Annotated in this window: 22 protein-coding genes; 11 read left to right on the top strand and 11 right to left on the bottom strand. The window is 41.3% G+C overall.

Annotated elements, in window-relative coordinates; genetic code table 11:
- Nucleotides 1–17: 17 nt before the first annotated feature.
- Both GP480_RS00350 and gatB read right to left on the bottom strand, forming a co-directional pair.
- Nucleotides 18–452 (bottom strand): nucleoside deaminase, encoded by a 435-nt coding sequence (locus GP480_RS00350; RefSeq protein WP_160094840.1) that lies wholly within the window; start codon nucleotides 450–452, stop codon nucleotides 18–20.
- Nucleotides 445–1,911 (bottom strand): Asp-tRNA(Asn)/Glu-tRNA(Gln) amidotransferase subunit GatB, encoded by a 1,467-nt coding sequence (gene gatB / locus GP480_RS00345; protein ID WP_160094838.1) that lies wholly within the window; start codon nucleotides 1,909–1,911, stop codon nucleotides 445–447. The genes GP480_RS00350 and gatB overlap by 8 nt, the downstream gene beginning before the upstream one ends.
- A gap of 1,023 nt (nucleotides 1,912–2,934) precedes the next feature.
- On the opposite strand from gatB, the gene GP480_RS00340 reads away from it, so the two are divergent.
- The 4 genes from GP480_RS00340 to GP480_RS00325 all read left to right on the top strand — a co-directional run bounded on the left by GP480_RS00340 (nucleotide 2,935) and on the right by GP480_RS00325 (nucleotide 6,798).
- The gene (locus GP480_RS00340) at nucleotides 2,935–3,651 is read left to right on the top strand and encodes a hypothetical protein (protein WP_160094836.1); all 717 of its coding nucleotides are present in this window, start codon (nucleotides 2,935–2,937) and stop codon (nucleotides 3,649–3,651) included.
- 285 nt (nucleotides 3,652–3,936) lie between these two features.
- Complete coding sequence (locus GP480_RS00335; RefSeq protein ID WP_160094834.1) at nucleotides 3,937–4,599, top strand: hypothetical protein; 663 nt, start codon at nucleotides 3,937–3,939, stop codon at nucleotides 4,597–4,599.
- A 658-nt stretch (nucleotides 4,600–5,257) separates the two neighbouring features.
- Nucleotides 5,258–5,917 carry a hypothetical protein gene (locus GP480_RS00330; RefSeq protein ID WP_160094832.1) on the top strand — a complete coding sequence of 220 codons (660 nt, stop codon included), beginning with the start codon at nucleotides 5,258–5,260 and terminating at the stop codon, nucleotides 5,915–5,917.
- 203 nt (nucleotides 5,918–6,120) lie between these two features.
- A complete protein-coding gene (locus tag GP480_RS00325; RefSeq protein ID WP_160094830.1) occupies nucleotides 6,121–6,798 on the top strand; it encodes a hypothetical protein in 678 nt (225 codons plus the stop codon).
- A 776-nt stretch (nucleotides 6,799–7,574) separates the two neighbouring features.
- Here GP480_RS00325 and GP480_RS00320 read toward each other — a convergent pair.
- From GP480_RS00320 to GP480_RS00295, 6 genes are all read right to left on the bottom strand, one after another.
- Entirely contained in the window at nucleotides 7,575–8,393 is an 819-nt protein-coding gene (locus tag GP480_RS00320; protein ID WP_160094828.1) for a hypothetical protein, read from the bottom strand.
- Between the two features lie 720 nt (nucleotides 8,394–9,113).
- Nucleotides 9,114–10,181 carry a hypothetical protein gene (locus GP480_RS00315; protein ID WP_160094826.1) on the bottom strand — a complete coding sequence of 356 codons (1,068 nt, stop codon included), beginning with the start codon at nucleotides 10,179–10,181 and terminating at the stop codon, nucleotides 9,114–9,116.
- 698 nt (nucleotides 10,182–10,879) lie between these two features.
- Nucleotides 10,880–12,358 carry a putative sodium/potassium/calcium exchanger gene (locus GP480_RS00310; RefSeq protein ID WP_160094824.1) on the bottom strand — a complete coding sequence of 493 codons (1,479 nt, stop codon included), beginning with the start codon at nucleotides 12,356–12,358 and terminating at the stop codon, nucleotides 10,880–10,882.
- A gap of 290 nt (nucleotides 12,359–12,648) precedes the next feature.
- The gene (locus GP480_RS00305) at nucleotides 12,649–13,401 is read right to left on the bottom strand and encodes a hypothetical protein (RefSeq protein WP_160094822.1); all 753 of its coding nucleotides are present in this window, start codon (nucleotides 13,399–13,401) and stop codon (nucleotides 12,649–12,651) included.
- A 291-nt stretch (nucleotides 13,402–13,692) separates the two neighbouring features.
- Nucleotides 13,693–14,277 (bottom strand): hypothetical protein, encoded by a 585-nt coding sequence (locus tag GP480_RS00300; protein ID WP_160094820.1) that lies wholly within the window; start codon nucleotides 14,275–14,277, stop codon nucleotides 13,693–13,695.
- Between the two features lie 244 nt (nucleotides 14,278–14,521).
- The gene (locus GP480_RS00295; protein WP_160094818.1) at nucleotides 14,522–16,021 is read right to left on the bottom strand and encodes a YifB family Mg chelatase-like AAA ATPase; all 1,500 of its coding nucleotides are present in this window, start codon (nucleotides 16,019–16,021) and stop codon (nucleotides 14,522–14,524) included.
- A 371-nt stretch (nucleotides 16,022–16,392) separates the two neighbouring features.
- Between GP480_RS00295 and rho the strand changes: the two genes are divergently transcribed.
- Nucleotides 16,393–17,904 (top strand): transcription termination factor Rho, encoded by a 1,512-nt coding sequence (rho, locus tag GP480_RS00290; RefSeq protein ID WP_237111358.1) that lies wholly within the window; start codon nucleotides 16,393–16,395, stop codon nucleotides 17,902–17,904.
- 91 nt (nucleotides 17,905–17,995) lie between these two features.
- Here the strand turns inward: rho and GP480_RS00285 are convergent, their stop codons facing one another.
- A complete protein-coding gene (locus GP480_RS00285) occupies nucleotides 17,996–18,664 on the bottom strand; it encodes an SURF1 family cytochrome oxidase biogenesis protein (protein ID WP_160094816.1) in 669 nt (222 codons plus the stop codon).
- 309 nt (nucleotides 18,665–18,973) lie between these two features.
- Between GP480_RS00285 and GP480_RS00280 the strand changes: the two genes are divergently transcribed.
- A complete protein-coding gene (locus tag GP480_RS00280; RefSeq protein ID WP_164500976.1) occupies nucleotides 18,974–19,867 on the top strand; it encodes a DMT family transporter in 894 nt (297 codons plus the stop codon).
- Between the two features lie 26 nt (nucleotides 19,868–19,893).
- On the opposite strand, the gene GP480_RS00275 is transcribed toward GP480_RS00280, so the two are convergent.
- Together GP480_RS00275 and GP480_RS00270 are read right to left on the bottom strand one after the other, a co-directional pair.
- Entirely contained in the window at nucleotides 19,894–21,126 is a 1,233-nt protein-coding gene (locus tag GP480_RS00275) for a multidrug effflux MFS transporter (protein WP_237111356.1), read from the bottom strand.
- Nucleotides 21,089–22,108 carry a substrate-binding domain-containing protein gene (locus GP480_RS00270; protein WP_160094814.1) on the bottom strand — a complete coding sequence of 340 codons (1,020 nt, stop codon included), beginning with the start codon at nucleotides 22,106–22,108 and terminating at the stop codon, nucleotides 21,089–21,091. Before GP480_RS00270 ends, GP480_RS00275 begins: the two co-directional genes overlap by 38 nt.
- A gap of 228 nt (nucleotides 22,109–22,336) precedes the next feature.
- Between GP480_RS00270 and rpsF the strand changes: the two genes are divergently transcribed.
- From rpsF to rpsO, 5 genes are all read left to right on the top strand, one after another.
- Nucleotides 22,337–22,657 (top strand): 30S ribosomal protein S6, encoded by a 321-nt coding sequence (rpsF, locus tag GP480_RS00265; RefSeq protein ID WP_237111355.1) that lies wholly within the window; start codon nucleotides 22,337–22,339, stop codon nucleotides 22,655–22,657.
- A gap of 12 nt (nucleotides 22,658–22,669) precedes the next feature.
- Nucleotides 22,670–22,924: a 30S ribosomal protein S18 gene (gene rpsR / locus GP480_RS00260; RefSeq protein ID WP_067978502.1), complete on the top strand. Its 255-nt coding sequence runs from the start codon at nucleotides 22,670–22,672 to the stop codon at nucleotides 22,922–22,924.
- 12 nt (nucleotides 22,925–22,936) lie between these two features.
- Entirely contained in the window at nucleotides 22,937–23,419 is a 483-nt protein-coding gene (gene rplI / locus GP480_RS00255) for a 50S ribosomal protein L9 (protein WP_160094810.1), read from the top strand.
- 11 nt (nucleotides 23,420–23,430) lie between these two features.
- Complete coding sequence (gene purB, locus GP480_RS00250; protein ID WP_160094808.1) at nucleotides 23,431–24,729, top strand: adenylosuccinate lyase; 1,299 nt, start codon at nucleotides 23,431–23,433, stop codon at nucleotides 24,727–24,729.
- A gap of 198 nt (nucleotides 24,730–24,927) precedes the next feature.
- Nucleotides 24,928–25,188, top strand: coding sequence for a 30S ribosomal protein S15 (gene rpsO, locus GP480_RS00245; protein ID WP_067978495.1), 261 nt, complete (start codon nucleotides 24,928–24,930; stop codon nucleotides 25,186–25,188).
- Nucleotides 25,189–25,190: the final 2 nt, after the last annotated feature.

The following is a 25,190-nucleotide window of genomic DNA, read 5'->3' as shown; positions in this document are numbered from 1 at the left end:
AGAAACCACGAGAAACTTTAATTTCTTAAAATACGGAAAAAACCAGATAAAAGCTCCTTAGCCTCATCCTCCATAAGACCTTCGTATATCATTGGTACGTGAAAATAAGTCCCCGTACCAAGACAACCATTTGAAATAGCACCACGTTTCTCGTCGTACGCAGCAAAACAAAGTGTGCCAACCCTGCTTAAAGACATCGCATACATACACATCGGACACGGCTCCAATGTTACATACAGTTCGAAATCCATAAGAAACTTCACACCCAGCTTCTGGATTGCTTCTCTTATGACAAGCATTTCCGCATGTGCTGTAGGATCAGAATCTTGAAAAACGCGATTACCAGATGAAGAAATAACAGCACCCTGCCTAACTAGGACAGCCCCAACAGGCACTTCACAATCAGACTGACGAGCAATACTAATTGCTAGCTCCATAAACTTCTTATCCATTCTGCACGCGACGCCCCTCGAGTTCCTCAAGTAAGACCTTGTTGACCAAATGAGGGCTTGCATTCCCATTACTTTTCTTGATCACTTGTCCGACTAAAAAGGCAAGTATTTTTTCTTTACCCATGAGATACTCTCTAAGCTTTGCGGGATTTTCATCTAATATCTCTTTTACATACCCGAGAATAACCTTATCGTCCGTGACTTGTCGCAAGTTTTCGCGTTCCACAATTTCTTTCGGCGAACCCATACCTTCAAAGCTTTTTCTCAGAACCTCTTTTGCCGTTCGCTCTGATATTTCCCCGCTATGCACAAGTCTCAGAAGTTCATCCATCAAAGCTGGAGTCACAGGACTTTCCACGATTTTGATACCACGCCTATTAAGCAAACCGAAAAGCTCAACAGTGATCCATCTTGCAGCAAGTTTTGGCTGATGACCAATTTCCAAGAGGGCATCAAAATATCGCGAGGCATCGACATTTGAAACAAGCACGTTCGCATCATATGGGGATAAGTTAAGCTCTCTCACATACCTATTTTCTCTCTCGTCAGGTAACTCAGGCATCGAAGCCTTAATATCCTCTATATACTTTTCCTCCAAAACAAGAGGAAGCAAGTCAGGATCCGCAAAATAACGGTATTCGGTTGCAGATTCCTTGGACCTGGTGGCAATAGTACTTGAGGTATTTACATCAAAAAGTTTTGTTTCGACTGCAATCGTACCACCACTTTCAAGAACTTCTACTTGTCTTCTAGCTTCATGCTCTATGGCCTGAGCCAGGCTTTTAGTCGAGTTGAGATTTTTTATCTCACATCTTGCACCTAATCCCAGTTCACCTATTCTTCGAACTGAAACATTTGCATCACAACGGAACTCACCTTTTTCCATATTAGCGTTCGAAGCACAAACATACTGCAGAATGAGCTTCAACTTATCTATATAAGCAACTGCCTCAGCTGGAGATGACATATCGGGCTCGGAGACTATTTCCATCAATGGGATTCCGGCCCTATTGAGGTCTATGTATGTTTTATCAGGTGAGAGATCATGTATACTTTTACCTGCATCCTGTTCGATGTGTATGCGATTTATCCTAATGACTTTATCGGGATTTCTTATTCGCACACATCCACCGGTTATGAGCGGATAACTATTTTGTGTAATCTGGTAGCCATGTGGAAGATCGGGATAAAAGTAGTGTTTCCTCTCGAATACCGAATATAAATTAATTCTTCCACCAAGACCCAAACCAGCCCTAATAGCTTTTTCAACACAGTTAAAATTCAAAACTGGCAAGACTCCTGGCATCGCAGCATCAAAAAGAGTCACTGCCGTGTTAGGCCCTTTCGTGGAATCACATGGGGCATCAGAAAACAATTTATTTTTGGAGAGAATCTGTGCATGCACCTCCAGCCCGATAACAACCTCCCATTTAGCAGTCTTTCCATCTATACAATACATGACCTCAAATAACCTCCAAGTGGATCATTCTATGCAAACCACGACCAAAGGTACACCCCCTTTCCATGATATGCAAAATGCAGATACTACATCACCAATAAATGTCCAATTCATAAATAACTTAGTTTAGAACATTACAAAAGAAAATAGGAGGATTTATTGACAATAGGATATGCGGAGTATCACTTTCACTCCTACATCGGTGAAGATCACAAAACACTTACAGAAACATGTCTTATCCATCAATACAAGGAAAACTGTTTTCATCGCTAAAAAGTACACAAGAAAACGCTCGATCTCGGAATTGGATTAAAATAATGAGACAGGCACCTGCTTATTGTTTCGATTATTATCAACAACCAACCTACAAGGTCCCGCATGATCATAAGTAAAGTGTTTGGCCATTATGGTCCCAAACCCTCAAAAATAATCCGAACATAAATTTACAACATGCGGAACCCTAATCAATTATCTCAACTATTACTCTCATACTTATACGCGCGATAACGCTAGTTATATCACTCACTCCCATTGCAGATAACTGAGGTTATCCATGTTTCTTAGTTGAGATACCTCGAGACCAAACATGAGAACTCTCTAAACCCCGTATGTCAGCGAACTAAATGGTACAAGAGCAAAGAAAAAAGCTTAGATTTTTTATGGCTCTACTAAACCAGCACATGCAAGAACTAAATTCGCAATTTAGCGATCTAGGTGTGCTAACCCGAATAACACGTCTTAAAACATAGCGCTTCACCGTATCCTGTCTCATCTTCATATTGATTTTTCTGCTTCATCTGTTCGGAGTGCAACTCTATTCAATTTATGTGTAATCTGCAATATAGTTATTTTAATATTAGCATAACAATATTATGCCAATATAATAGAAGAGAGTAATTACTGCTTTCTAGATTGGAGTTAAATTTGTTTAAGATGCATACACATTCTTCACCATATTCTAAACTAAATTACATCCTCATCTCTTTGATTGCCCTACAGTGCGTATGCTCTGTGATCTCAACTGTGAGTCTTATAAGCACTTCACTACATAAGGGGAATGTCAATATCAACAATACCGATATAAACGAGCGTCCATTATTCATTTTGTCCCTCAATAGCATTTTCGTAATATCGATCATCCTTCAGTACGCCATACAACAGAATTACCTTCTTTCAATGTTCTTGAAAGAAGGTGCAGTAGGCAAAATCCAGTGGAAAAACAAGACACACACAATAGGGGAGAGAACATTAGCCGAAAACCTAGCTCAACCATCGGCTGATGGTATGAGTTGGGACTATATAGAGACATACCCAGGCACCAAAGTGAGCTGGGGTACGTTTATAGAAGAAGATAGCCTTCCAAACACAAGACGATCTGACCTTCTGACCTTAAATCGAACTGCCAACAGCACTGACGATTTTTGCCAAATGGAACATTTCTTTGACGATTTGGATAAAAGATTGCTTTCAAGAAGGTACTCACTTTTGAGTGACACTCCCGATGAGAGATACTCTGGAATAGAGTCTGGCTCTCAGAACGTAGAAACATATAAGCCACCCGCCTGTGACGAACCCGATCAGAGAAGGCGCAGCTCACCAATGGTTTCGCATTTATCTGAAAAGAAATGTAACTATTTAACCTATGGGTATTCGCTTCGTGATGGCGTTACTGTAGAGCAATGCGAACAAACCGGACGCTCAGCTTTTTTGACGGACATTAAGGGAGGACGAAGTCTATAGCAACTTACTACATCAGTTGATCCGCATTTACCTAAATCATGCACACAAGTTAGGTAAAAGATTTACAGCTGCAAATGGTAATCTGATCCTAGAGTGTCAATCAAGGTACTTTAATGTGAAAGCTGTTTTGGGCAAGCACCACAAACCTATCAATTACCTGAAACAGTAGGAATAGACTTATCTTAAGATAAATTAAAGTTGACAAATTTAATAAGAGTGTGATATACTTATTACATATCTTCCTATTCGCAATCCTTCACCCATTGTGGTGCTTTACTTACTGTCATGGCAAATTTTTCATCTATTTTCTTTAGGCCGGTTTCTCCTTCTGCAGAAAAGCTAAGATGGGCTATTTTGCATCCAAGTTCATCAAAAGCTGTTATCGTTGTAGCTGCTCTGTGGGTCTGTATCATCCTAGCATACTGTATTCTTCAAACACCGCGGTATGGGCGTGTCAGGTCGTTTGGTGAATCCGTCTCTGTTCTTTTGATCCCCATCATTGGAGCGACTGTGTTTTCTTTTTTTGCGCTAAGCAGACTTCCTTCGATTAGTGAAAAAAATACCGCTATTGCAAAAACAATATCGGAAATTCATGCCCAAGGCGGCTACCAAGCATTACATTCTGCCGCTTTTGAACTAAAACAGAACAAAAAACCTTCACTCGCCTCTGTTGGTGCTTATGCGGTTTTTTTCAGTGTTGCATTCGTAATGATCAGTGTTTCTCTTGGAGCTACGGTCGGAACAAGTACACATGCCCCACTTCTCTTCCTAGAAATAGCACTCGTAGTAGCAGCTTGTGCTAGTCTTGTTGCATTCTTGATACCGCATCAGCAATCCAGGATGGCTAAAGCCGTGCTTGAGCTTTCAGAAGAGCAAGTCAACGGGATCGTGCAGGCTGTTTACCTTGAACAATTAGCTACTAATGCTCGAACTCTAGGTAAGTCCTAATCTCATACACCCAACCAAACTGTTGTGTGTCGATCTGCTCGGTCTCTGTTTCGAGGTCTTCAGCTCCCTGTGTTCAGCAGTAAGACACTCCGACAAGCGCCGTGTTGTTGAATCTTCCCATGCATTCCACCATCTAGTGTGGATTGCTGTGTGGGCAAAGCACCTTCACACAATCCAAACCATAGCTGTTTTTGTGCAGAGTCTGTGCAACGAATCCACACATCTGCACAATTAGAATAATCAGTGTGACACCTTAGATCTCGCACATAAGCTTCTCAGATCATTGGCTTACTTTAGTCATCCAATAACGAGAAATCCTCAAAACACACTCTCCGGCCAAAATGATAAAATGCGCTCATACACTGCCAATGCATAGAACATAAACAATAACCATATCAAAGCAAGAGACCCAAGAATGGACTTTACAATTAACAAACACGATGCACTCCGTTAATGCTCAGAAATGAGTCCTATATCTCAACTTAATTGCGGAAATTGTCTTTGATTCTACTGAAAACTTACACTGTCATAAAAACCCAACCCCATTAAAGTTAGGTATTTGCGTCGCAAATATGTCAAAATATGCTAATTTCTTGACATAAGGTTAAAAAAATGATTAGTATTTCAATAGTTTATTTGCACTTTTATCAGTTGCTTTATGGTTACAAAAGAGGATAGGAAAGTCGTAAAAGCTATTATGCGTGGACGGCCATTTTACGTCCGATATGCGGCGCTTGTAATAGCTTGGATGGCGGTCGTGGCGATGTATGCCGCTGTGCTATTTTTTGATAATAAATTGGGGAAAGTATGTGGAGCTGATGGGCATGTTGCACGTACTCTTCTTGTTGCGTCACTTCTGCTTGCAGCTCTTGTAACATTCGTGGTCGGGTCTAAAAATAAAAGCCACGACACCGTCGTGAGACGGCTGCAAGACGTCTCTAAGACACAGGGGGTCGGGCAGTATATAAAGGAAGAGGCAAGGCAAGCTATGTCAAACATCAGGACAGAGCTTGTGCTTTTTGCTGTAGCTCTAGTATCAGCTGCGATGCTGGGCGTGGCCCCAATGGTGTTTCACTTCGCTGGAGTCTCGGCAGCGTCAAGCGCTCCTTATTACCAGGCGTGCGAGTTTGCTCTGTGTTGTATAGCTGTCCTCACGCTACTTGCTGTGGTGTATCTATCACTAGCGGCGGAGAGGGCTGAGGTTGTGCACAGTGCTGCTGGCAAACTTGGATTCTTCAAGGAAGAGCCAGTCCCAGCTCTTGGAGAACAACGTATAGAGCTGGTTACTCAGGAATCCAGCTGCACGGTAAGGGCATAAGAACAAGATAGGTTTCTTTCTAGCCCAAAGCAATATTCGCAGGCAGTACATTCTTTATTGGGCACTACGGATTTTTACCACTCCGTAGTGCTTTCATTGAGTAGAGCTTAGTTTCTAACGACTCTTTGGCCAATTTCTTGTTTGTTATCTCTTTATTATGTTTTTTTGAATATAGTAAAACCCACAATACAAGTTTTACGGTTATGCAAAAAAACGATTTAGATTTACTCAAACGGGGATTACTCGATAAAAAGACCATTGCCCTGTTTTCCGTAATGACCTTCCTCTCAGCGTTCGCACTTGGAGAACACATATTCTTCAGATTCCCCTGGAAAAACAACACTATGACGCATGGTCGATGTATTTGGCTATACCTCTTCCCTCCGATACTTGCAGTGGCTTTAATAGGTGCGTTTAAGATCGTTCAAGGAGTAGAGCTAACTTCTGTAAAGCTTCGGTCAGCAGTGCAAGAAATGTACAATAATGGAGTAAAGAAGGGAACAATAAAGAGCAGAAATGAGGAAATATCAGAAATGATGGGCAAAATAAATGAGACAGCATACTCTCTAGAACAATCATTTAAACCAAGAAGAGAAACAATGTTGATTATCTCCGCTATACTCTCGGTTGCCTGTATCACTGTTGCGGGCTGTTTGGATAACACGACACACCCTGCAAAAGTGAAAACCCTAGCAATTATCGAATCTGCACTCTTGGGTAGTACTCTTGTTAGCTTACTTGCTCTATGTATCACTTTGTATTTCACTCGTGCAGCGAAATCATTACAAAATGATCAGCCTCAACAAAGGAAAAGGATTTATGCAATCATAGAAACACTTCAACTCGCAGATCCTCTAGCACATTTGACTCCATTCTCATGAACACAATCTACTAAAATCCTGTATATATCCACTAAGCCTATCAACACACAGTGCACTGTTAAGAAAACGTATTTCTGCTCATAGGTAGGAAGTTCCTCTTTATTTAATAATCTTAAATGAAAGAAAAATACTCAGGTTGAATATAAATGAGGTGAACCGTGCATTCAGCTTTTCGTATGTCATACCCACCTATATGTAGGCAGTTTACCAAAAATAATATCGTCCGTTGAAAACTAGGAATTTACAAAAAGAGTAAAAGTCACCATAATCTGCAGACACTATTTTTGAGCACAAAGACTGGAATACTCACAAATTGAATCTCAAGGATTCCGAAAAGCGTAATGCCTCGACACAGGTATCAAAAATCCTTTCGTTTGAGATTTCATATTTTTATGCAACACCAGCAAGAGTTTTCCGTTGTAAAATAATGCGAGATCTGGGGCACTGATAATTTTGATAAAAATAGCATGCAGCTGCATATCTTGGACCCCTAGTTACAACAATAATCTCAACCTAAGAGGACAGTTTCAACAGAAAATCAGCTAGTATACCCAAATCAGCAGAGTTCAATTAACGGGTCATATTTTTCTACCTGTAGTAAAATAGCTGGTACAGCTTAATATGTCTTAATCAAGGTCAAAACAGGGCAAAAATCACCTACACCGGGACTCACAAGACTAAACCGTCATTACCCTCGGTAGCAAATGAAAGCCTTAACCATTCCTTAGGCACATGAGATGAATCTTGATACCTCAAATCTCATTTGGATTACTCCTTTAATTCACAGTATATTGAACAACTATGTCTTTCTGGCAATCAACTCTATCCAACTCAAAAGCATACGGTACTTGATCCCTGTATAGGAACAGTGCTGTAACCGTGAGAATTGAACCGAATGAAATAGCTAGTAGTGTGCTTTGCAAGGCAATTAAGCACCCTGGATCCATATTATTAAATAGACCATTCACAGAAAAACACTCTAGAACAATAAACGCAGTCATAGAGACAACAAAAAGAACTCCTCCCACAACAAGCATCATATTGCAAAAAGAAAAATGGGGCCGGACAACTATCGATATCACGTCAATCGGATCCCATCCGTCCAACCTTCTATAACGAAGAAATTCTTTGATACGGCACCTCAGTTTATACACCTTTTCTCTACAGACCGAGTTAAAGGGAAAAATTGGATCACACATTACCGCCCTCATTAGCGAAAGAACGCAAAGAAAAAGGGAGGGAGCCAATAGGTAAGATATACGCAAATTCAGAGAGAAACTCTTTTTTAAGATAGCGATTCGTTCGATAGCAACGTGCGCTGCTATTATTGCCAGCCAAGCAGACCCGAGAAATACAAACTGAAGATTCGTCTGCCAATTAAATATACATTTACGTATCTCAGTAGGCAGCTCCTGCCAGACAAGTCTCCGGCTTGAATGATGTTCACTTCCAGTTTGGTTATCACTATCTGCGGCATAAAAGTGAACCCCTCCTCCTGGACTACTGCTTGCACTTTCAATATACCCACAGGTTTGAAGCCCATCTGGTAAACTTATTTGGAAATTTCTGATATCATTCCTCGAGTTTCTCCTCATATTTTTAGCAGTCATGTACTATGTGTGACTGCATATTTATATCTTAAAATTAAAAGAATACCAAATACCAAAGAAATAATATTCTTTAAAAAGTATTGAATTTTATTTCAATTATACCTCTAAAATTTACTTTATTTCTGAAGTAACGCAAATACCAATGCTTTCAAACACCAAGAGGATATAAATGGATCAGAATACCCAACGACAATTAATCAACCGGAACATTAGTGAGAAAGGTTTAAATTCACTTTAAGACTTATGGGTCTTCTCCAAAAATAATTTGGGTGAAAACACGAACAAATATGCCAAAAAACTGCAAAGACAGATATAACAATTCATTCCAAAGTGGTTTGTCCTATGCACCGACACCATAATTATTGGGAATGTGTATGAAAACCTAATACTCAAAAATCATAGAGAATGGAAAACTCACTGAAAAAACTTCGAAACTGTTAACATCAACAACACACGACTTTTCAACAGTCTACTTCAGTCACCCAGACATACTCAATTAAAAGTAACAAAGCCACACATTACAGCAAACTCCTGAATCAAGCCGTGAAAAGCGTATGAGACAAAATACAGAAAAATCCTTTCAGACAAGTAATACAACTGCTCTAAATGCACTGCCTGAGTGCGAGCGTACACACACTACTCAGACAATCTACCCCTTTACCCACAAGTTACACACTATAAACAAACATGTGAGCACAAAACTTACTAACCTAGACTCAAACGCCTCTCCTCAGCACACTGCGATCCTTCCGTAATTGCTTGCTGTGCCGTATCTTCTAGCCCCAGCAATGAAGCGCTCGGACTATCTACAACCCATTGTCTCATCGCCGCAGGATCACCACGAGCTACTCTTAGTACCACTTCTACAGCAGTAAAGTTGGAATTCTCTAATTCACGTACTCCGAGACGCGCCATTACTCTGCGATCTCGCGAAAATGGATCAGAGCAACCAAAGTCGAACACATTCGTTGTAGTGTTACCATTACATTCATCGACGACAAGACCCCCACGATGGGAACTTGACACATTCTCGAAAAGCTGAGGAGCCACTTCTAGCACCACAGCAGCTATAACCCTAACCCAAACTGGAGCCCCAGCAAGTGAAAGTACAGTACCACTAGGAGAAGCACTAGGAGAATCACTGAGAGAAGCACTAGGAGAAGCACTGAGAGAAGCACTAGGAGAAGCACTGAGAGAAGCACTGAGAGAAGCACTAGGAGAAGCACTGAGAGAAGCACTAGGAGAAGCACTAGGAGAAGCTGCTGGAACAGTCTTTTTATCCCGGGCTGCATAAAAAGAGTGGTATACTAACAACAACAGATAGAAAAACAACAGGCTACACTCTACCCCAGCAAGCACTTTCTTTGTAACTAAGCTAAGGTCATTCCTTCTGTCTACGACTATAACAACCACGAGGAATGCTAAGAAAAACAGTGTTGAAAGGTATTTCAGAACAGTGGGCAAAAGGCTTCTTTCAGTCGTGCGAGCACCCTGCCTACCAGAAGAGGCTTCTGCTCCGCCTGCATTAGCAATACCAACACTTCTCTCAACCATGACGAACAGACTACGTAACACAAGAGCGTAAACCAGACACAGGGCGACTCCGTGAATATACACAAGGCAAAACCAGCTCTTTGTAACTGGGCGATCACCCCAAGGTACACGTTTTGCCATCCAAACGGCAAAAATAATCGCACAGAAAACAACGACACAAGAAAGGGTAACGACTCTCGCAACTCTAGCTACTTTCTGATAGCCATTGACAAGACTCACAATACAGCTCAACATACAGCTCAACTTAAATCTTTACAGATTTCAGCAAAAAAACTAAACCACATCACCTCCACAAGCTCTACGTAATTCAAGAGGTGCACCATTAGCCAATACCAAGCAAAGCACGGTACCCTGTCAGTTCTAGCATCTTACGATCAACAAAAGCCACCGTAGCTCTGAACTTCCCATAGATCATGCTATTATTCCCAAAAACCAGCACAGCAAAAGCATGCACTCAGAAAGGCCTAGCCGATAAAAACAAGGCTTTTCGCGTTAGTTAAACTATCAAGATCGATTGAATCCGCACCGGAGTAAAGATACAAAAGGAACTGAAGCAATGAATGATTGCCTGAGGGTAATACCTCTAACTTTCAAATGGCATTCACCCTCAGCCTCTGAAAGCGCTCGATTCTGTTCTCCCTCAGGTTCCATATGCCTTTTAACTGCTCGAGCTATTACCGAGACGATATCAGCACTTGTACTACGATCTAAAACACTGCAGATACAAGACCTACATTACCCGCCGTACACCGAAAACACTACATTCGTAAAACAATTTACTCCCTTGCAAACCCAGTCCCAATACTAGGTATTGAGACTGGTCCATAAATACATTTACACAGACCGGATTTCAGCATACTAGCTGCAGTTCATTCCGAAAAAAATCGGTCCCTATCAGATGAACTTTTTTCACCAACCTATGCGCACCGACTTCTGCATTCCCGTTCCGCCCTACCTTCAACGACATCTACCCGGATACCAGAGGACACATCACCAGACGAAGCTTCTGAACTCTGAGCGGGTTTTAGCGTGGGATCTACCCCACCTTTTACTCCGTCTCCAGCAACACTCGAATCATGCTCTGAGGCACCAACGCCCGATATTGCTACAGCAGGACTATACAAACAGTGCATCACTAAGATGAGAAAAATTGTTGCCAAAAGCAAAAATTCAATACATGCAAACAATCGCTTTTCACGCAAAGACGAGTCTATTTTGTGGTCCAAGAATGCTGTAACGACAGCAAGTACCAAAAGAAGAACACAGAACACAACAAAAGAGAGAACGCTACCACTCGCATCTCCCATGCGATTTTGACCACCAGAAACTGCTTTATTCTGACAAACATCAACCTCTTTTTGCTTAAATAGGCCATACATAAGAACAGAAACAAGGATGAGGACAGCCGGCAGAAGGTATAGAAAACACCACCAGCTCTTTGTTACCGCTGAATCAGACTTCCAAGGTATCCTTGTTGCCAGTTGAACAGCAAGAATAACCAGAACGAGTAAATGTGCTAAACAAACTGAAGCAACCCATAATTTTGTAGGTGCAGCACCTCTGACCCCTGAACGACCTTTAACCTTAGCTCCTACAGCCTGTTGATTCTGTTCTTCCTCAGGTTCCACAAGTGCTTGATCTTGTGCTCCTTCAGGTCCTTCAAGCGGTTGACCTTCTTCTGCAGGCCCTACAGCCTGTTGATTCTGTTCTTCCTCAGGCTCCACAAGCGCTTGATCTTGTGCTCCTTCAGGTCCTTCAAGCGGTTGACCTTCTTCTGCAGGCCCTACAGCCTGTTGATTCTGTTCTTCCTCAGGCTCCACAAGCGCTTGATCTTGTGCTCCTTCAGGTCCTTCAAGCGGTTGACCTTCTTCTGCAGGCCCTACAGCCTGTTGATTCTGTTCTTCCTCAGGCTCCACAAGCGCTTGATCTTGTGCTCCTTCAGGTCCTTCAAGCGGTTGACCTTCTTCTGCAGGCCCTACAGCCTGTTGATTCTGTTCTTCCTCAGGCTCCACAAGCGCTTGATCTTGTGCTCCTTCAGGTCCTTCAAGCGGTTGACCTTCTTCTGCAGGCCCTACAGCCTGTTGATTCTGTTCTTCCTCAGGCTCCACAAGCGCTTGATCTTGTGCTCCTTCAGGTCCTTCAAGCGGTTGACCTTCTTCTGCAGGCCCTACAGCCTGTTGATTCTGTTCTTCCTCAGGTTCCACAAGTGCTTGATCTTGTGCTCCTTCAGGTCCTTCAAGCGGTTGACCTTCTTCTGCAGGCCCTACAGCCTGTTGATTCTGTTCTTCCTCAGGTTCCACAAGTGCTTGATCTTGTGCTCCTTCAGGTCCTTCAAGCGGTTGACCTTCTTCTGCAGGCCCTACAGCCTGTTGATTCTGTACTCTCTCAGGTTCCATATTTTTTAACTCCTCGAACTATTGCCGACCATGATACTAACACAAGCGTCAGCAGCATTTGTACTACGATCTAAAACACTGCAGATATAAGATCCACATCACTCACTTTACACTGAAAACACTACACTTGCAAAACAAGTTACTCACTTGTAAACCCAGTTTCAATACCTAGTATCGGTATAACTGGCCTATAAAAACATTTCTAAACACCCGATTTCAGTGCATTAGTTACAATTTGTTCTGAAAAAAATCGGTTCTGTTAGGTGAGCTTTTTTACCTCACCTAAACCATCAAGATCTGCGATTATCTATAGCCCTCTCGGTCCCATTGCCAAGAGTTGCTCCAATCTCGGTTAGTGCAGCAGGAGGAGATGCAGCAAGTTCAACACCTAATGCTGCAGCAATCTCATCCGGCAGAGACACATACTCAGTACAGCATGGATACGATGTAGCATCTAATACTGTAGCAGTATGAGCTAGCATACGCATACCGTCATCACAAGATGGCTCTGGTTCAGCAGGAGGACAGCGTACTAAAGACATTGAATAACAAAAACATAGCATTACTGGGCTAAGCAAAATTAATGCCAAAAGTACAGTTTCCACACCTGCAAGCACTCTTTTTTCAGTCAAAGACAAGCTCCCTCTGTGGTCCAAGAATGCTGTAACGACACTAAGTGCCACAGGAAGAACAAGGAGCATAACAAATGCCAATACATAACAAACCATATTACTCGCCTTCCTCTTGCGATTTTGATCATCAGAAACTGCTTTATCCTTATGAGCATCAGGTTCTGCTGAAAATGCAGACATCGTCAGTATGAGACCCATCCAAGATATCAACACCATAATAAAGCCAGCAATAACCAACTGAAGGTATACCAAACACCACCAGCTCTTTGTTACTTCTGAGTTAGACCTCCAAGGTATCCTTTTCGCCATTTGAACAGCAAGAATAACCAGAGCTAATACAAATAAAATCAAAGCGCCTATACGATTTTCAGCCGCTGAAAGGACTTGATCCTGTTTTCTCTTAGGTTTCATATTTTTTAACTCCTCGCACTATTGCCGACCATGATACTAACACAAGCGTCAGCAGTACTTGTACTGCAATCTAAAACACTGCAGATATGAGATCCCACATCACTCACTGTACACGAAAAACACTGTACCTGTAAAATAATTTACTTATTCGCAAACCCAGCTTCAATACCTAGTATCGGTATAACTGGCCTATAAAAACATTTCTAAACACTCGATTTCAGTACATTAGTTACAATTTGTTCTGAAAAAAATCGGTTCTGTTAGGTGAGCTTTTTTACCTCACCTAAACCATCAAGATCTGCGATTATCTATAGCCCTCTCGGTTAGTGCAGCAGGAGGAGATGCAGCAGGTTCAACACCTAATGTTGATGGGGCACGAACGTTAATCTGGAAGGAGTTGGTCTTATACGAGAGTCCACTCAACAAGCAAATAACCACCAATGATGAGAAGGCCAAAAAGAAGAGACCCAAAAGCGCACACTCTATACCAGCTAGCACTTGCGTTTGAGTCAAAGATAAGTTTTTCTTATGATCCAAGACCGCTCCAAGTGGAATAAGCACTAAAGGAAGGACAGCAATCAGCAACAAAGAAGAAATGCCTAGATACTTCCGAATTGCATCAGCTACATCACTAGTAGCCCGTTTTTCGTGTACATCCGAGATCAGTACACTTATCACTCCACACAGAGAACCACACCATACAATAGCCGGAACACTTAGGTATAGAAAACACCACCAGCTCTTTGTTATCCGCCAATCAGGCTTCCAAGGTATTCTTATCGCCATTTGAACAGCAAGGATGGTTACAGAGCTCAGCAAAAAAAAGAAAAGCGAAACAATTGCAGTCCTTTTATGCTTTTGCATGTCTCTTTCCATGCACATCTCTAAATAACGCGAGACTACACTTGAGCTATTACTCATTCTTGTACACTCCTTAGCAACTTTAGTTTAAAAACCAACACAACTCACCAGGGCAGTCCGCCTAAACGCCACTAAATACAATGGTTGCAGAAAAACAAAGCATCTAACGTGCACAACATTCTTTATAAAAGTAATATGTTCATACTAGTATAAACTTATAAAAATACAACCCACAACCCAGAACCCAGAAGTTTTAATTTCAACTCATTCTGTAGTAGAGTGCTTCTGTCAGGTGAGCTTTTTTCACTTCATCTGAACCATCAAGGTCAGCAATCGTGCGTGCCACCTTCAGTATACGGTCATGACCACGTAGGGAAATGTAACCCTTCTCGAAAGTAACCTTCAGGAATTCCTTTGTTTCATTATCAAGTGAAACATATTCGGCAAGCGCACGATTATCCATGTGACAGTTCAAATTGAACTTCATTTTCTTGTACCTTTCGTATTGCTTGTTTCGTGCAGCAACGACTCTCTTTCTGATCAAAGCGGATGCTTCTTCATCCTGTGACTCGAAAAACTGACTCCTGTTTATCGGTTCCATATTCACGAAGATGTCTATTCTATCAAGAATAGGACCTGAGATCGTTTTCATATAGTCCAATCCGCATTTCTTTGAGTTTTTACACTCCTTTTCCGGAAGATAACCCAAATAGCCACATCTGCAAGGATTCATAGCCCCTATTAACTGAAAAGATGCAGGATAAGTCAATTTCATATTTGCGCGGGATATTGTTACCTCACCTGTCTCCAGTACCTGTCTGAGCGTATCCAGCAAATGACTAGAAAATTCAGCCATTTCATCAAGAAAAAGCACTCCGTTGTGTGCAAGAGTCACTTCACCTGGTCTTGGTATTGCACCACCACCAATCATTGCTGCAACTGAAGCCGATTGATGTGGCTCTCGAAAAGGACGTTTTCTATAAATCTTATTTGTGAACTCCCCAGAAACACTGATAATTGTATTCACTTCCATGATCTCCTTGGGCAAGAGGGGTGGCATGATGCCAACAATTCTCTTAGCAAGCATTGATTTACCAGTACCTGGAGGTCCGCGCATAAGGAGGTGATGCCCACCTGCAGCAGCTATTTCAACTGCACGCTTTGCGATTTTTTGCCCCTTGACATCCTTCATATCTGGATAAGAATCTTCTTCGAGCACAAAAGCATCACAGATCTTCCTAGGTGTAGATTTTCCCGTTAGAAACGATATCAACTCATTCAGTGAAGAAATCGGTAAAAGCTTCTTATTCTTTGAGATACGTGCTTCTATCCTATTTTCCCATGGACAAACTAGCCATAGATTACGTTCTTTAGCATAAACAGCTGCTGGAAGGACTCCTACAACACCCTTTACCGAAGCGTCAAGGGAAAGTTCACCAAGTACGACAAATTCTGAAAAATCACTATTGATAAAATTGCTATCCAACAACTGAATTACACCAAGTGCTATTGGAAGATCATAATGTGTACCTACTTTTGTCAAACCTGCCGGGGAAAGGTTCACTGTTATTCTCTTTTTAGGTAAGAGCAAACCTATATGCAGTAGTGCTGCCCTGACCCTTTCCTTGGACTCACTGACTGCTTTATCAGGTAACCCAACAATATTAAAACACGGCAATCCAGGTGATATGGCAACCTGAACTCCTATTTTAACTAAATTAATTCCTTGAATTGAAATTGTATGAATTTCTGTAAACAAAAATTGTACCTACTGGAAGATAATATTAACTTATTTGCGTTAGAGTTCCCTTTATCATAATCCACTTCTGTTGTTTAGGCTTCTAGGTTCTTGAAATAGAAGATAGAAAAGCGTAAACTTAGGATCTGAATTAGCTCTTACTAGATAGTTATCTGCGCCTAAGTGTATGTTTGGGATCAGTAGCGCCCAGTGGGCTTGCTGTGTTTATTGACTACAGATGAAAAACATGTTAGTCAGTCCCTTTAGTTGGGCCGGCCTTGTGTCGCTTTGCAAATGTTTAGGTTTGGCCGAGTTCTTTCTCTTCTCTATTTTTTCTTTGAATCGCAATTCACCTTGTTTTTTTTGCAGCACTTACACTATTAGGTCGACCCATGACACTACTGAAAGATTTACACCATTCTGCCGTAAGCGAATCACTAGCGGGAGAAACACCGCCGGTAGAAAAACATAAAAGCAATCCACCAACAAAAAGAAATACTTTGAAGCTCGTAAAGAAAGCTGAACCCTGTAAAGCTGAAGAAATAAAAAAACCTGTAACAACAGAAACACGACGTGAGCATGATGCAATCGGTGACCATGAAAAGCTCATTGATTTGTCTGACTTACGCTCAAAGAGTGCACGGGAACTCTTAACAATGGCAGAGTCACTAAATTTGCAGAATCTAGCTGGGATGTCAAAGCAGGATCTGATAATCCTTATCGCACAGAGCGGAGGCGCAGACAGCCAAGCTGAAAAGGTTATAATGAGTTCCGGCGTAGCTGAGGTCCTAAACGAGGGTTTTGCCTTCATGCGGTCTTCAGCATACAACTATCTTGCGAACCAAGATGACATTTATATCTCACCAGGACAGGTACGAAGACTCGGTATTAGGACAGGCGATCTGATCTATGGTGAAGTGCGAGCTCCAAAAAAGGGCGAAAGATATTTTGCACTTTCTAAAGCATTGGAAATCAACAATAGCCCAGCGTCTGCTGCTAGAAGGTACGTTGCTTTCGAGAGCTTGGTTCCTCTTTATCCCGACACTCAGATAAAGCTTGAGTGCGAAAAGTCTGCACGGCCTTTAGACTCAAAAAACTGTGACTTAAGCGGCAGAATTATTGATATCGTTGCTCCACTCGGAAGAGGACAAAGGGCATTGATAGTTGCACAACCAAAAACTGGTAAGACCATTCTACTGCAAAACATTGCGCACTCTATTTCCGCGAACTATCCTGATATACACTTGATCATCCTTCTCATCGATGAGCGACCAGAAGAGGTCACTGATATGCGTAGGTCAGTGAATGCAGAGGTGGTGAGCTCAACATTCGATGAACCAGCAGATAAACACGTATATGTTGCTGAATTTGCGATCGAAAAAGCAAAAAGACTAGTCGAACAGGGAAAACACGTCGTTATTTTACTTGATTCGATTACTCGTTTGGCTAGGGCGTACAATTCAGTTGTTCCGTCTTCTGGTAAACTTTTGAGTGGTGGTGTGGATTCTAATGCCCTTCAGAAAGCAAAGCGTCTCTTTGGGGCAGCACGAAATATTGAAGGTGGTGGTTCTTTGACTATTATTGGAACAGCACTTGTAGATACTGGCTCAAGAATGGATGAACTCATTTATGAAGAGTTTAAGGGTACCGGTAACTCCGAGATAATTCTTGACAGAAAGCTTGCAGAAAAGCGTCTGTTCCCCGCGATCGATATAACTAAGTCAGGAACAAGAAAGGAAGAACTCCTTCTAGAACGTTCCGTTCTGAACAAAGTTTGGGTTTTGAGACGAATTCTCAACCAGATGACGGACGCTGATGCGATCGAGTTCATAATAGATAAGCTACAAAGAACGAAAAATAACGAAGAGTTTTTTCTCTTTATGGATAAAAAAGTTAACAACTAGAAAAGCTTGTGCTCCTAAGTAGGATCTACAAAAAAATCAGCCTGTGTGGGTTTTTGCTGATATCTGCCAAAAGAATGGAAAACAAATACCGTTATTTACTAAAAGGCGAGGCCTGTGTTTTCTTTCTCGAGCCCAAGAAATAGTAAACCAGTCCGATAGATGCAACTGCATACCACATGAACGCATACCAAAAGTGCATCATTATTTTCAGCTGCGGCTTCTGCAGTGACAAAATCATCTTAGGATAGATCTCGATGAAATCATTTGAAGTTGAATACAGAATATATTTCAAAACTGGCAGCTTAAAATTCGATCCAATTTCTTCCATATCCAGAGAATAAAACTCTAAATTAGTAACGTCGTTTCTGATAAGAGGAATGCTAGATCCTTTTACTGGGAGTAAGTAACCTTTAAAGCCAAACTTTTTTTGAGATTTTAAGATCTGGAGAACAATCTCCCTCGCCCTATCTTTTTCTTCTTTTCTCACATAACCCACATTCACTAGGACAACTTTCCCCTCAGTAACAAATGGAACGAGTATATTGAAATGCATGGAATCTCTATAGTAAAGGTAAATATCATCACATTCATAGAAACTAAGCTTACCAACAAAATTACAGTATTCGCGTGGATCGTTTAAGGTGCTAATATGGCATCCCGTAATATTTTCATACGCCATACGTTTAAAAAGAAACCTTTTCACTTGCCAACAACCCAAAAAGAAAGAGATTAAAATGCAAAAAATAAAGACCTTTTTCATATTGATAATCGAAAAACTGTAAATAAAACTTTTAACTAAAGACTGTGAGGTACGACACAGATGATAACGCAATAGATAGTTAATACAGTAATGTTAAATGTCCCCTTTGCGTAGCCCGAATGATATTTTATAGAGAATTCCCAATACGAATCTCTTGTTTTTCATATAAAATGCCCCAACTGCAGATCCTTTATTTTAGATAAAGACGAAAAAGCTTGAATAAGTGCGAGAAATTAATGGCTGCATTCTACAAAAGCTCAAGTGAAGGTTCTTCTGTGTTGACAGACATACGTCGAAGATAACTTGTTTATGAGCCCCAATAATAATTTAAAAGCAATATTATGGATGCTTGTGCACGTGTTTTCTGCTGCATTAATGTGCGCATCGTACAGAATTTTGGGAACACAAATGGATAGACTTGTACTCGCTTTTTTCCTCAACGCAAGTGGCTTTATTTTTATCATTCCATTTGCAGTCTACAAAAACAGAGAAATCAGGCGAAGTACTTTATGGAAATCATACATGCTGCGAGCATCTCTTACTGTCTCTGCACAGCTGTTGCTCATCTACGCATACAACAATATGGAATTCGCGCAGGTTTCAGCAATAACCCTCTTGTATCCTCTTCTTTGCAGTTTTGCATCATGCATCATCCTACATGAAAAAATCGGTGTGAGTAAAGCTATTTCACTAGTGATAGCCTTCATAGGAGCAATAATCATAGTCAATCCCAACTATTACAGCTTCAATTACTACTCTTTTTTTGCAATTCTCGCGACTTCTTTGTGGGTACTTTACGATTTGGCTACGGCAAAGTACGGAAAAACAGAGTCCATAGTGACTCAATCATTCTTCATCATGTTTTTTATTACGTTATTTTCTGGACTCTTAGCAGCTTATAGAAATTTTACAGGCATCCCAGAACTATTCTGGGAAGATGTTTACTACTTTGGATTAGTTGTTTCTGTTTACTTTGTCAGCGGAATTGGAGCAATCATGTATACAAACGAACTTGCTCTCGTCATGCCCTTTTATTTTCTTGTACTAATTGTTTCCACGGCAATAGGATACTACGGCTTTTCAGAAAGTATATCATTTAAAACATCTTTTGGAGCAACAACAATCTTGTGTAGCACCATCTACATTGCATACCATGAGTACAAACATAAGACACGTAAAAGAAACCTGAAAAAACAAAACTAACGCACGAATAAGAATCAACTCAATACCTATCCAACTGGTTTTATAGTGGGATCCTTCACTGCGTAGTAGAAAACTAGCATACTTGCAAGAACTGAAACAATTGTAAATAACGACAGTGGAACTATTGTCCCGTCATAAAAAGGTGCATTTAGGTAGACACTCAATGCACCAAGTACCATCTCGGAACACACTAAAAGTGCTGTAGCCTTGCCATTGTCAGATTCATCAACTTGTTCAAGAGCAAGCGTCGTTGAATTCCCAATTACGAACGCGAGTCCCATAGCACTGAAAAACCATATACATTCAAGTACGAGCGGCGAAAACCCAACAGTATAGTGGAGAATAATAAGCACCACTTCACTAAACAGAGGAAGAATCAACCCAAATGCTACCAACTTCTTTAGACCTACCCTCGTAATATATCTGTTATTCAAGATTGTCCCTAGTAAGAAACCCATTACGTTAATTGCGACTAGATACCCATACTCGCCGATTGTGACGCCCATATCTTCGAGCAATAAAAAAGGAGAAGAACTGATAACATTCCAGAGCCACATAAAAGTAATAACTGTCACAGCAGAATAAAGGACGTAACTCTTGTTGGTCGCTATTCGAATGTAAGAGTTAAAAAGACTTTTTAGTGAAGCAGGATTTCTCTCCTTCAACGTCTCCTGAAAGAAGAAAATTAATAGCAGGAGACACACCGACTCCAACAAGGCAAGAAACAAAAAAGTGTAGTGCCAACTGAAATAAAAGAGGATAACGGTACCTAGAATAGGCGCAAATGTAGGAGAAATTGCAACCACAGAGGATAATTTAGAAATAACTTGTGCACATTTTTCACCAGAGTAGAAATCTTTAACACTAGCAAAACCGACAACCACCGCAACACCTTGTCCGATACCTTGTAGGAACCTGAAGAAAACCAATGCATCAATCGAAGTGGAAAAAGTACAAAGAATACTAGAGACAATAAAAACCGATGATCCTAAAAGCAAAGCAGGTTTTCTTCCCCATAAATCAGAAAGCGTACCCCAAAAAAGGCTTGAAAGAGCTAGACCCAGTATATTACCACTTACACTCGCCTTTACAGCTGCTGCCGTGGCTGAAAAAAAAAGACCAATGCTTGGCAGCGCAGGCACATAAATCTCCACTGCAACATCTGCTACAAAAATAGCGAACGTGATCAAAGCCACGTGCAAAAACCGCTTCACAAACAACTCAAGAAGATAAAGATGCAACCTTTTCTCTAATGGCATCTAGTTCCTGATTTGGCATCGGAACCATACCAATAGCCCTTAGGTAGCCGTATGTTCCTAGTGCATTCTCACTAAGAACTTCATTAAGCAGATCCCTAAGCCCACGAACAAGACCAAAATGCGTAAGTTTTACGTACAAGTACACCGGACGAACAAAATCGTATTGACCACTCATTATACTTTCATAAGTTGGTCGCACGCCATTCACAGAATGCGCCGTTAGTGCATCGGAATTCCTTATGAAAAAACTATAACTCAGAAGACCAAACGCATTGGGATTACGTGCAAGCTTTTGGACCATCAAGTTTTCATTGTTACTGACTTCTACATACACACCATCATCTCGAACGACTGAACATATCTTTCTCAATTTTTCCGGCCCATACGCTAAATTGAAAGCAGGTTCATTTAGACACTGACTGAGTAAGATCATTTTTTTTACTGACTCGAACGTACCAGTATTCCTTGTAGGACCATAAATCTTAATCTCAGAATCATAGAATTTACTATCGTCTATGTTACCCCATCGCTTGTTGTGATTTTTAACGAGCCTGACCCCCTCCGGTACGTAAAAAGAGATGGCCTCAAAAATGTCACGAATGGAGAATTCGTAATCAAGACCACCACCACTACTACTTGCAACAACAAGAGCATCTCTACCGAGCTCAATTTCCATTATATCTCCGCTGTCAATTGAGTACACCTTGCACAGTGCCAACTCCACTTCATTTATCCTGCGTGAGGACACAACTATATCTGGATGAGCATCACCCACACCCATACAAAAGAGCTTAAATCCAGCACTAGTCCCAGTGGACTCGACTATAGGAGTCTTAACCCTATAGGTCTTAGCAAACTCCTCAGAAATCGCACTCATGAAGGGAAAGACAGTACTCGAACCTACAACCCTCACATACTCCCTAGCATCAGAAAAACCAGTACAGAGGAACAGCAAAAATAGATATAGAAAAATCCGCGCCATTCAAACCAAAAAGACACTCTAACACACCAGTCTTCACTCTAATGCAAAAACCGGAGCGATACTCGCATTCCAGAAAAACTGAGCCAGTTCGCACAGTAGAGTACCGACACAAACAGACGAGATTATAAGTCCATTCACGGTACACTTGTCAAGCTAAAATTTTCCTGTTAGAATTCGCCCTTTATCGTGTAGCCACTTAGTCACATGCCTTCTCACATTTATGAGTGCGTGTTCCTTGCAAGTAGTTCCCTTTCTGAGGGAGGTGTGTCCAATCTCATGGATAACTTCAATGCCGCCTTCGCTGAGAACAATATCAAAGTTCTGCGTCAGGAAAACTGGGGATCTCTTGCTCTTGCATATAAGATAAAGAACCACACGAAGGCAAATTATTTCATGTTCATTATTTCTGCTGAGCCGATAGCACTTCAGAAATTTGAGGCAAAATTGAAATATAATGATCTTGTGTTACGTTATTTGCTACAAAGAAAGAGGGAGTTCAAGGTACCTGATGGGGTTATATCGCTTAAACTGCCACAATATCAGCAGTAATTCGTAGGTAGTATGGGGAGTATAGAAGAAGTTAAAAAAACTCAGGCATCTCCGGTGGACGTTGAGTCTCAGGTTGAGCTTGATTTGAAGATCGAGGATTTTGATTACAAGAATGTGGCGCTCATTAAGCGTTTCATGACCTCAGTCGGGCGTGTCTTGTCGAGAAGGGCCACTGGTTTGAGTGCGAAGAAGCAGCGGAAGATGGCGAAGGAGGTTCGGAAGATGAAGTTTCTTGCACTTGTTCCGTATTGTGACCGCCACAAATAAAGCGTAGGGTGTATGTTGGTTATTTTAAAAGAAACAGCACGTAAACTTGGAAACGTGGGTGATGTCCTCAAGGTTAAGAAGGGCTTTGCTAGAAACTATCTCATTCCTTCTGGTAAAGCGGTGCGCGCAACCAAGGCAAATTTGGCAATTCTGGAGAGCAGTAAGGAAAAGTTAGCAGCCCAACAAGCTGCGGAGCTAGAGGCTGCTTCGGAGTTGGCAAAATCCTTTGCAGAGATTGACGTTCTTCCTATATATGCTCAAGCAGAGCGCGGTGTCCTTTTCGGGGCAATAAATGCTAAACAGGTTGTTGCGGAGCTTTCCAAAAGAGGAGTAGAAGTTACTGCTAAGAATGTTGTTCTTGCAGCACCGATAAAAACCCTTGGAGAGCATGAAGTGAAGATTTTTTTACATTCCAAAGTCGAGTGTTCTCTCAGGATCCACATTTTGGACGCCTCTAGAAGAGACGCTGACGGAAGCACTACAGGTACGTCATAAACACTTGAGCTATGATTCCCAGGTACAGCAGAGAGGTAGCTGCGTCGATCTGGAAGGATGATTTTAAGTTCTCTTTATGGTTAGAGATTGAGCTTCTTGCATGTGAGGCGCAAGCTCAGCTTGGTAATATATCTAGAGCAACTTTGAGTACTATTTTGGAAAAAGCAGCCTTTAGTATAGAAAGGATCGAATCCATTGAACGAGAGGTTAAACATGATGTTATAGCCTTTCTAACAAGTGTGGCGGAGTTCGTTGGCCCTGATGCAAGATATATACACATGGGCATGACTAGCTCAGACGTAATAGATACTGCTTTTTCGCTTCAACTTCGTCGTGCGGGAATTTTACTCTTAGAAGGTTTGGATAAGGTCATTGAAGCGCTTAAGGAAAGAGCCCTCGAACACAAAAATACTATCTGTGTCGCCAGGACGCACGGAATTCATGCTGAACCCATTACTCTTGGGCTTAAATTTGCTCGATTCTATCAAGAGTTCAAACGAAATCGGCTAAGACTTTCACAAGCAATAAAAGAGGTTTCTGTATGTAAGATTTCTGGTGCCGTAGGCCAGTTCGGTAATATCGATCCATTTGTCCAGGAGTATGTTGCAGAAAAGCTCGACCTTGAACCGGAATCATTAGCAACGCAAGTGATACCGCGTGATAGGCATGCTGTCTTTTTTGGTACTCTTGCTCTTATTGCTTCCTCAGTAGAGAACATTGCAACAGAAATTAGACATCTTCAAAGAAGTGAGGTGTTGGAGTGCTCAGAGTATTTCTCGCCAGGTCAGAAGGGGAGTTCAGCGATGCCTCACAAAAAAAACCCAATTTTGAGCGAAAACCTTACTGGCTTAGCTCGTATCGTAAGGAGCACAGTTATTCCGTTTCTTGAAAATGTTACTCTGTGGCACGAAAGGGATATTTCGCATTCCTCAGTTGAGAGAGTGTGTGCTCCTACAGCTTGTATTACGCTGGACTTTGCATTGGAAAGACTTTCCACTGTGATAAGAGAGTTAGTGATTTTTGAGAAGAATATTGAAAAGAATCTAGAGCTTCTAGGTGGACTAATTTTCTCGCAAAAGATCCTTCTGGCACTTATAGAATCTGGGAAGACACGAGAAGAAGCTTACCGCATAGTGCAAGAAAACGCGATGAGAAGCTGGACTGACACAAGCACGTCTTTTATGGAGAACATAAAGATGGATAAACGTGTGACGCTCCAGGAAGTTGATAAACTCTTTTGCTATGAGAATTATCTCAGGCATTTAGATCACATGTTTGAGCGGGTCTTTGGTGCTAGTGAAGCAAATTAATATACCAAGTGTGACCTTTGTGTGTGTAATCACAAGACGTGTACAAACAGTGATCGGGATGTACTACGAGTTGATATAAGCGCAAAAGTGTCATAGTAGATCTTTATGATTATTCGTATTACAATGGCCTTCGACCTTCGCGGTTTTCTGAGGGAGACTTTTGGTAGAGCTTGATTTTTGTGTGTCTTTTTATAGATTATGGTTAATGAAAAAGCTGAGGTAATAAAAAAATTTAGGACGGCGGATAATGACACGGGATCTGCTTTTGTGCAGGTTGCGCTCTTTACTAGGCGTATAAATAACTTGACCAGGCATTTACAGGGATTCAAAAAAGATTACTCGTCTAGATTGGGTTTGCTTAAGATCATAAGTAAGAGACGTAAGCTGCTCAATTATCTAGCAAAGAATGATCGTCAAGGGTGTAAGAATTTAATGGAAATGCTTGATATAAGAAAGTAGAT

Origin of the sequence: Neorickettsia findlayensis, from assembly GCF_009856525.1 — a bacterium.
GTDB classification, from domain to species: Bacteria; Pseudomonadota; Alphaproteobacteria; order Rickettsiales; family Anaplasmataceae; genus Neorickettsia; species Neorickettsia findlayensis.
This window is presented reverse-complemented; position numbering and strand designations above follow the sequence as displayed.

Coding starts and splice junctions, on each gene's coding strand:
- GP480_RS00350 (WP_160094840.1), bottom strand. CDS start 452: ATGGATAAGAAGTTTATGGAGCTAGCAATTAGTATTGCTCGTCAGTCT.
- gatB (WP_160094838.1), bottom strand. CDS start 1,911: ATGTATTGTATAGATGGAAAGACTGCTAAATGGGAGGTTGTTATCGGG.
- GP480_RS00335 (WP_160094834.1), top strand. CDS start 3,937: ATGGCAAATTTTTCATCTATTTTCTTTAGGCCGGTTTCTCCTTCTGCA.
- GP480_RS00330 (WP_160094832.1), top strand. CDS start 5,258: ATGGTTACAAAAGAGGATAGGAAAGTCGTAAAAGCTATTATGCGTGGA.
- GP480_RS00325 (WP_160094830.1), top strand. CDS start 6,121: ATGCAAAAAAACGATTTAGATTTACTCAAACGGGGATTACTCGATAAA.
- GP480_RS00320 (WP_160094828.1), bottom strand. CDS start 8,393: ATGAGGAGAAACTCGAGGAATGATATCAGAAATTTCCAAATAAGTTTA.
- GP480_RS00310 (WP_160094824.1), bottom strand. CDS start 12,358: ATGGAACCTGAGAGAGTACAGAATCAACAGGCTGTAGGGCCTGCAGAA.
- GP480_RS00305 (WP_160094822.1), bottom strand. CDS start 13,401: ATGAAACCTAAGAGAAAACAGGATCAAGTCCTTTCAGCGGCTGAAAAT.
- GP480_RS00300 (WP_160094820.1), bottom strand. CDS start 14,277: ATGGAAAGAGACATGCAAAAGCATAAAAGGACTGCAATTGTTTCGCTT.
- rho (WP_237111358.1), top strand. CDS start 16,393: ATGACACTACTGAAAGATTTACACCATTCTGCCGTAAGCGAATCACTA.
- GP480_RS00285 (WP_160094816.1), bottom strand. CDS start 18,664: ATGAAAAAGGTCTTTATTTTTTGCATTTTAATCTCTTTCTTTTTGGGT.
- GP480_RS00280 (WP_164500976.1), top strand. CDS start 18,974: ATGAGCCCCAATAATAATTTAAAAGCAATATTATGGATGCTTGTGCAC.
- GP480_RS00275 (WP_237111356.1), bottom strand. CDS start 21,126: ATGCCATTAGAGAAAAGGTTGCATCTTTATCTTCTTGAGTTGTTTGTG.
- GP480_RS00270 (WP_160094814.1), bottom strand. CDS start 22,108: ATGGCGCGGATTTTTCTATATCTATTTTTGCTGTTCCTCTGTACTGGT.
- rpsR (WP_067978502.1), top strand. CDS start 22,670: ATGGGGAGTATAGAAGAAGTTAAAAAAACTCAGGCATCTCCGGTGGAC.
- rplI (WP_160094810.1), top strand. CDS start 22,937: ATGTTGGTTATTTTAAAAGAAACAGCACGTAAACTTGGAAACGTGGGT.
- purB (WP_160094808.1), top strand. CDS start 23,431: ATGATTCCCAGGTACAGCAGAGAGGTAGCTGCGTCGATCTGGAAGGAT.
- rpsO (WP_067978495.1), top strand. CDS start 24,928: ATGGTTAATGAAAAAGCTGAGGTAATAAAAAAATTTAGGACGGCGGAT.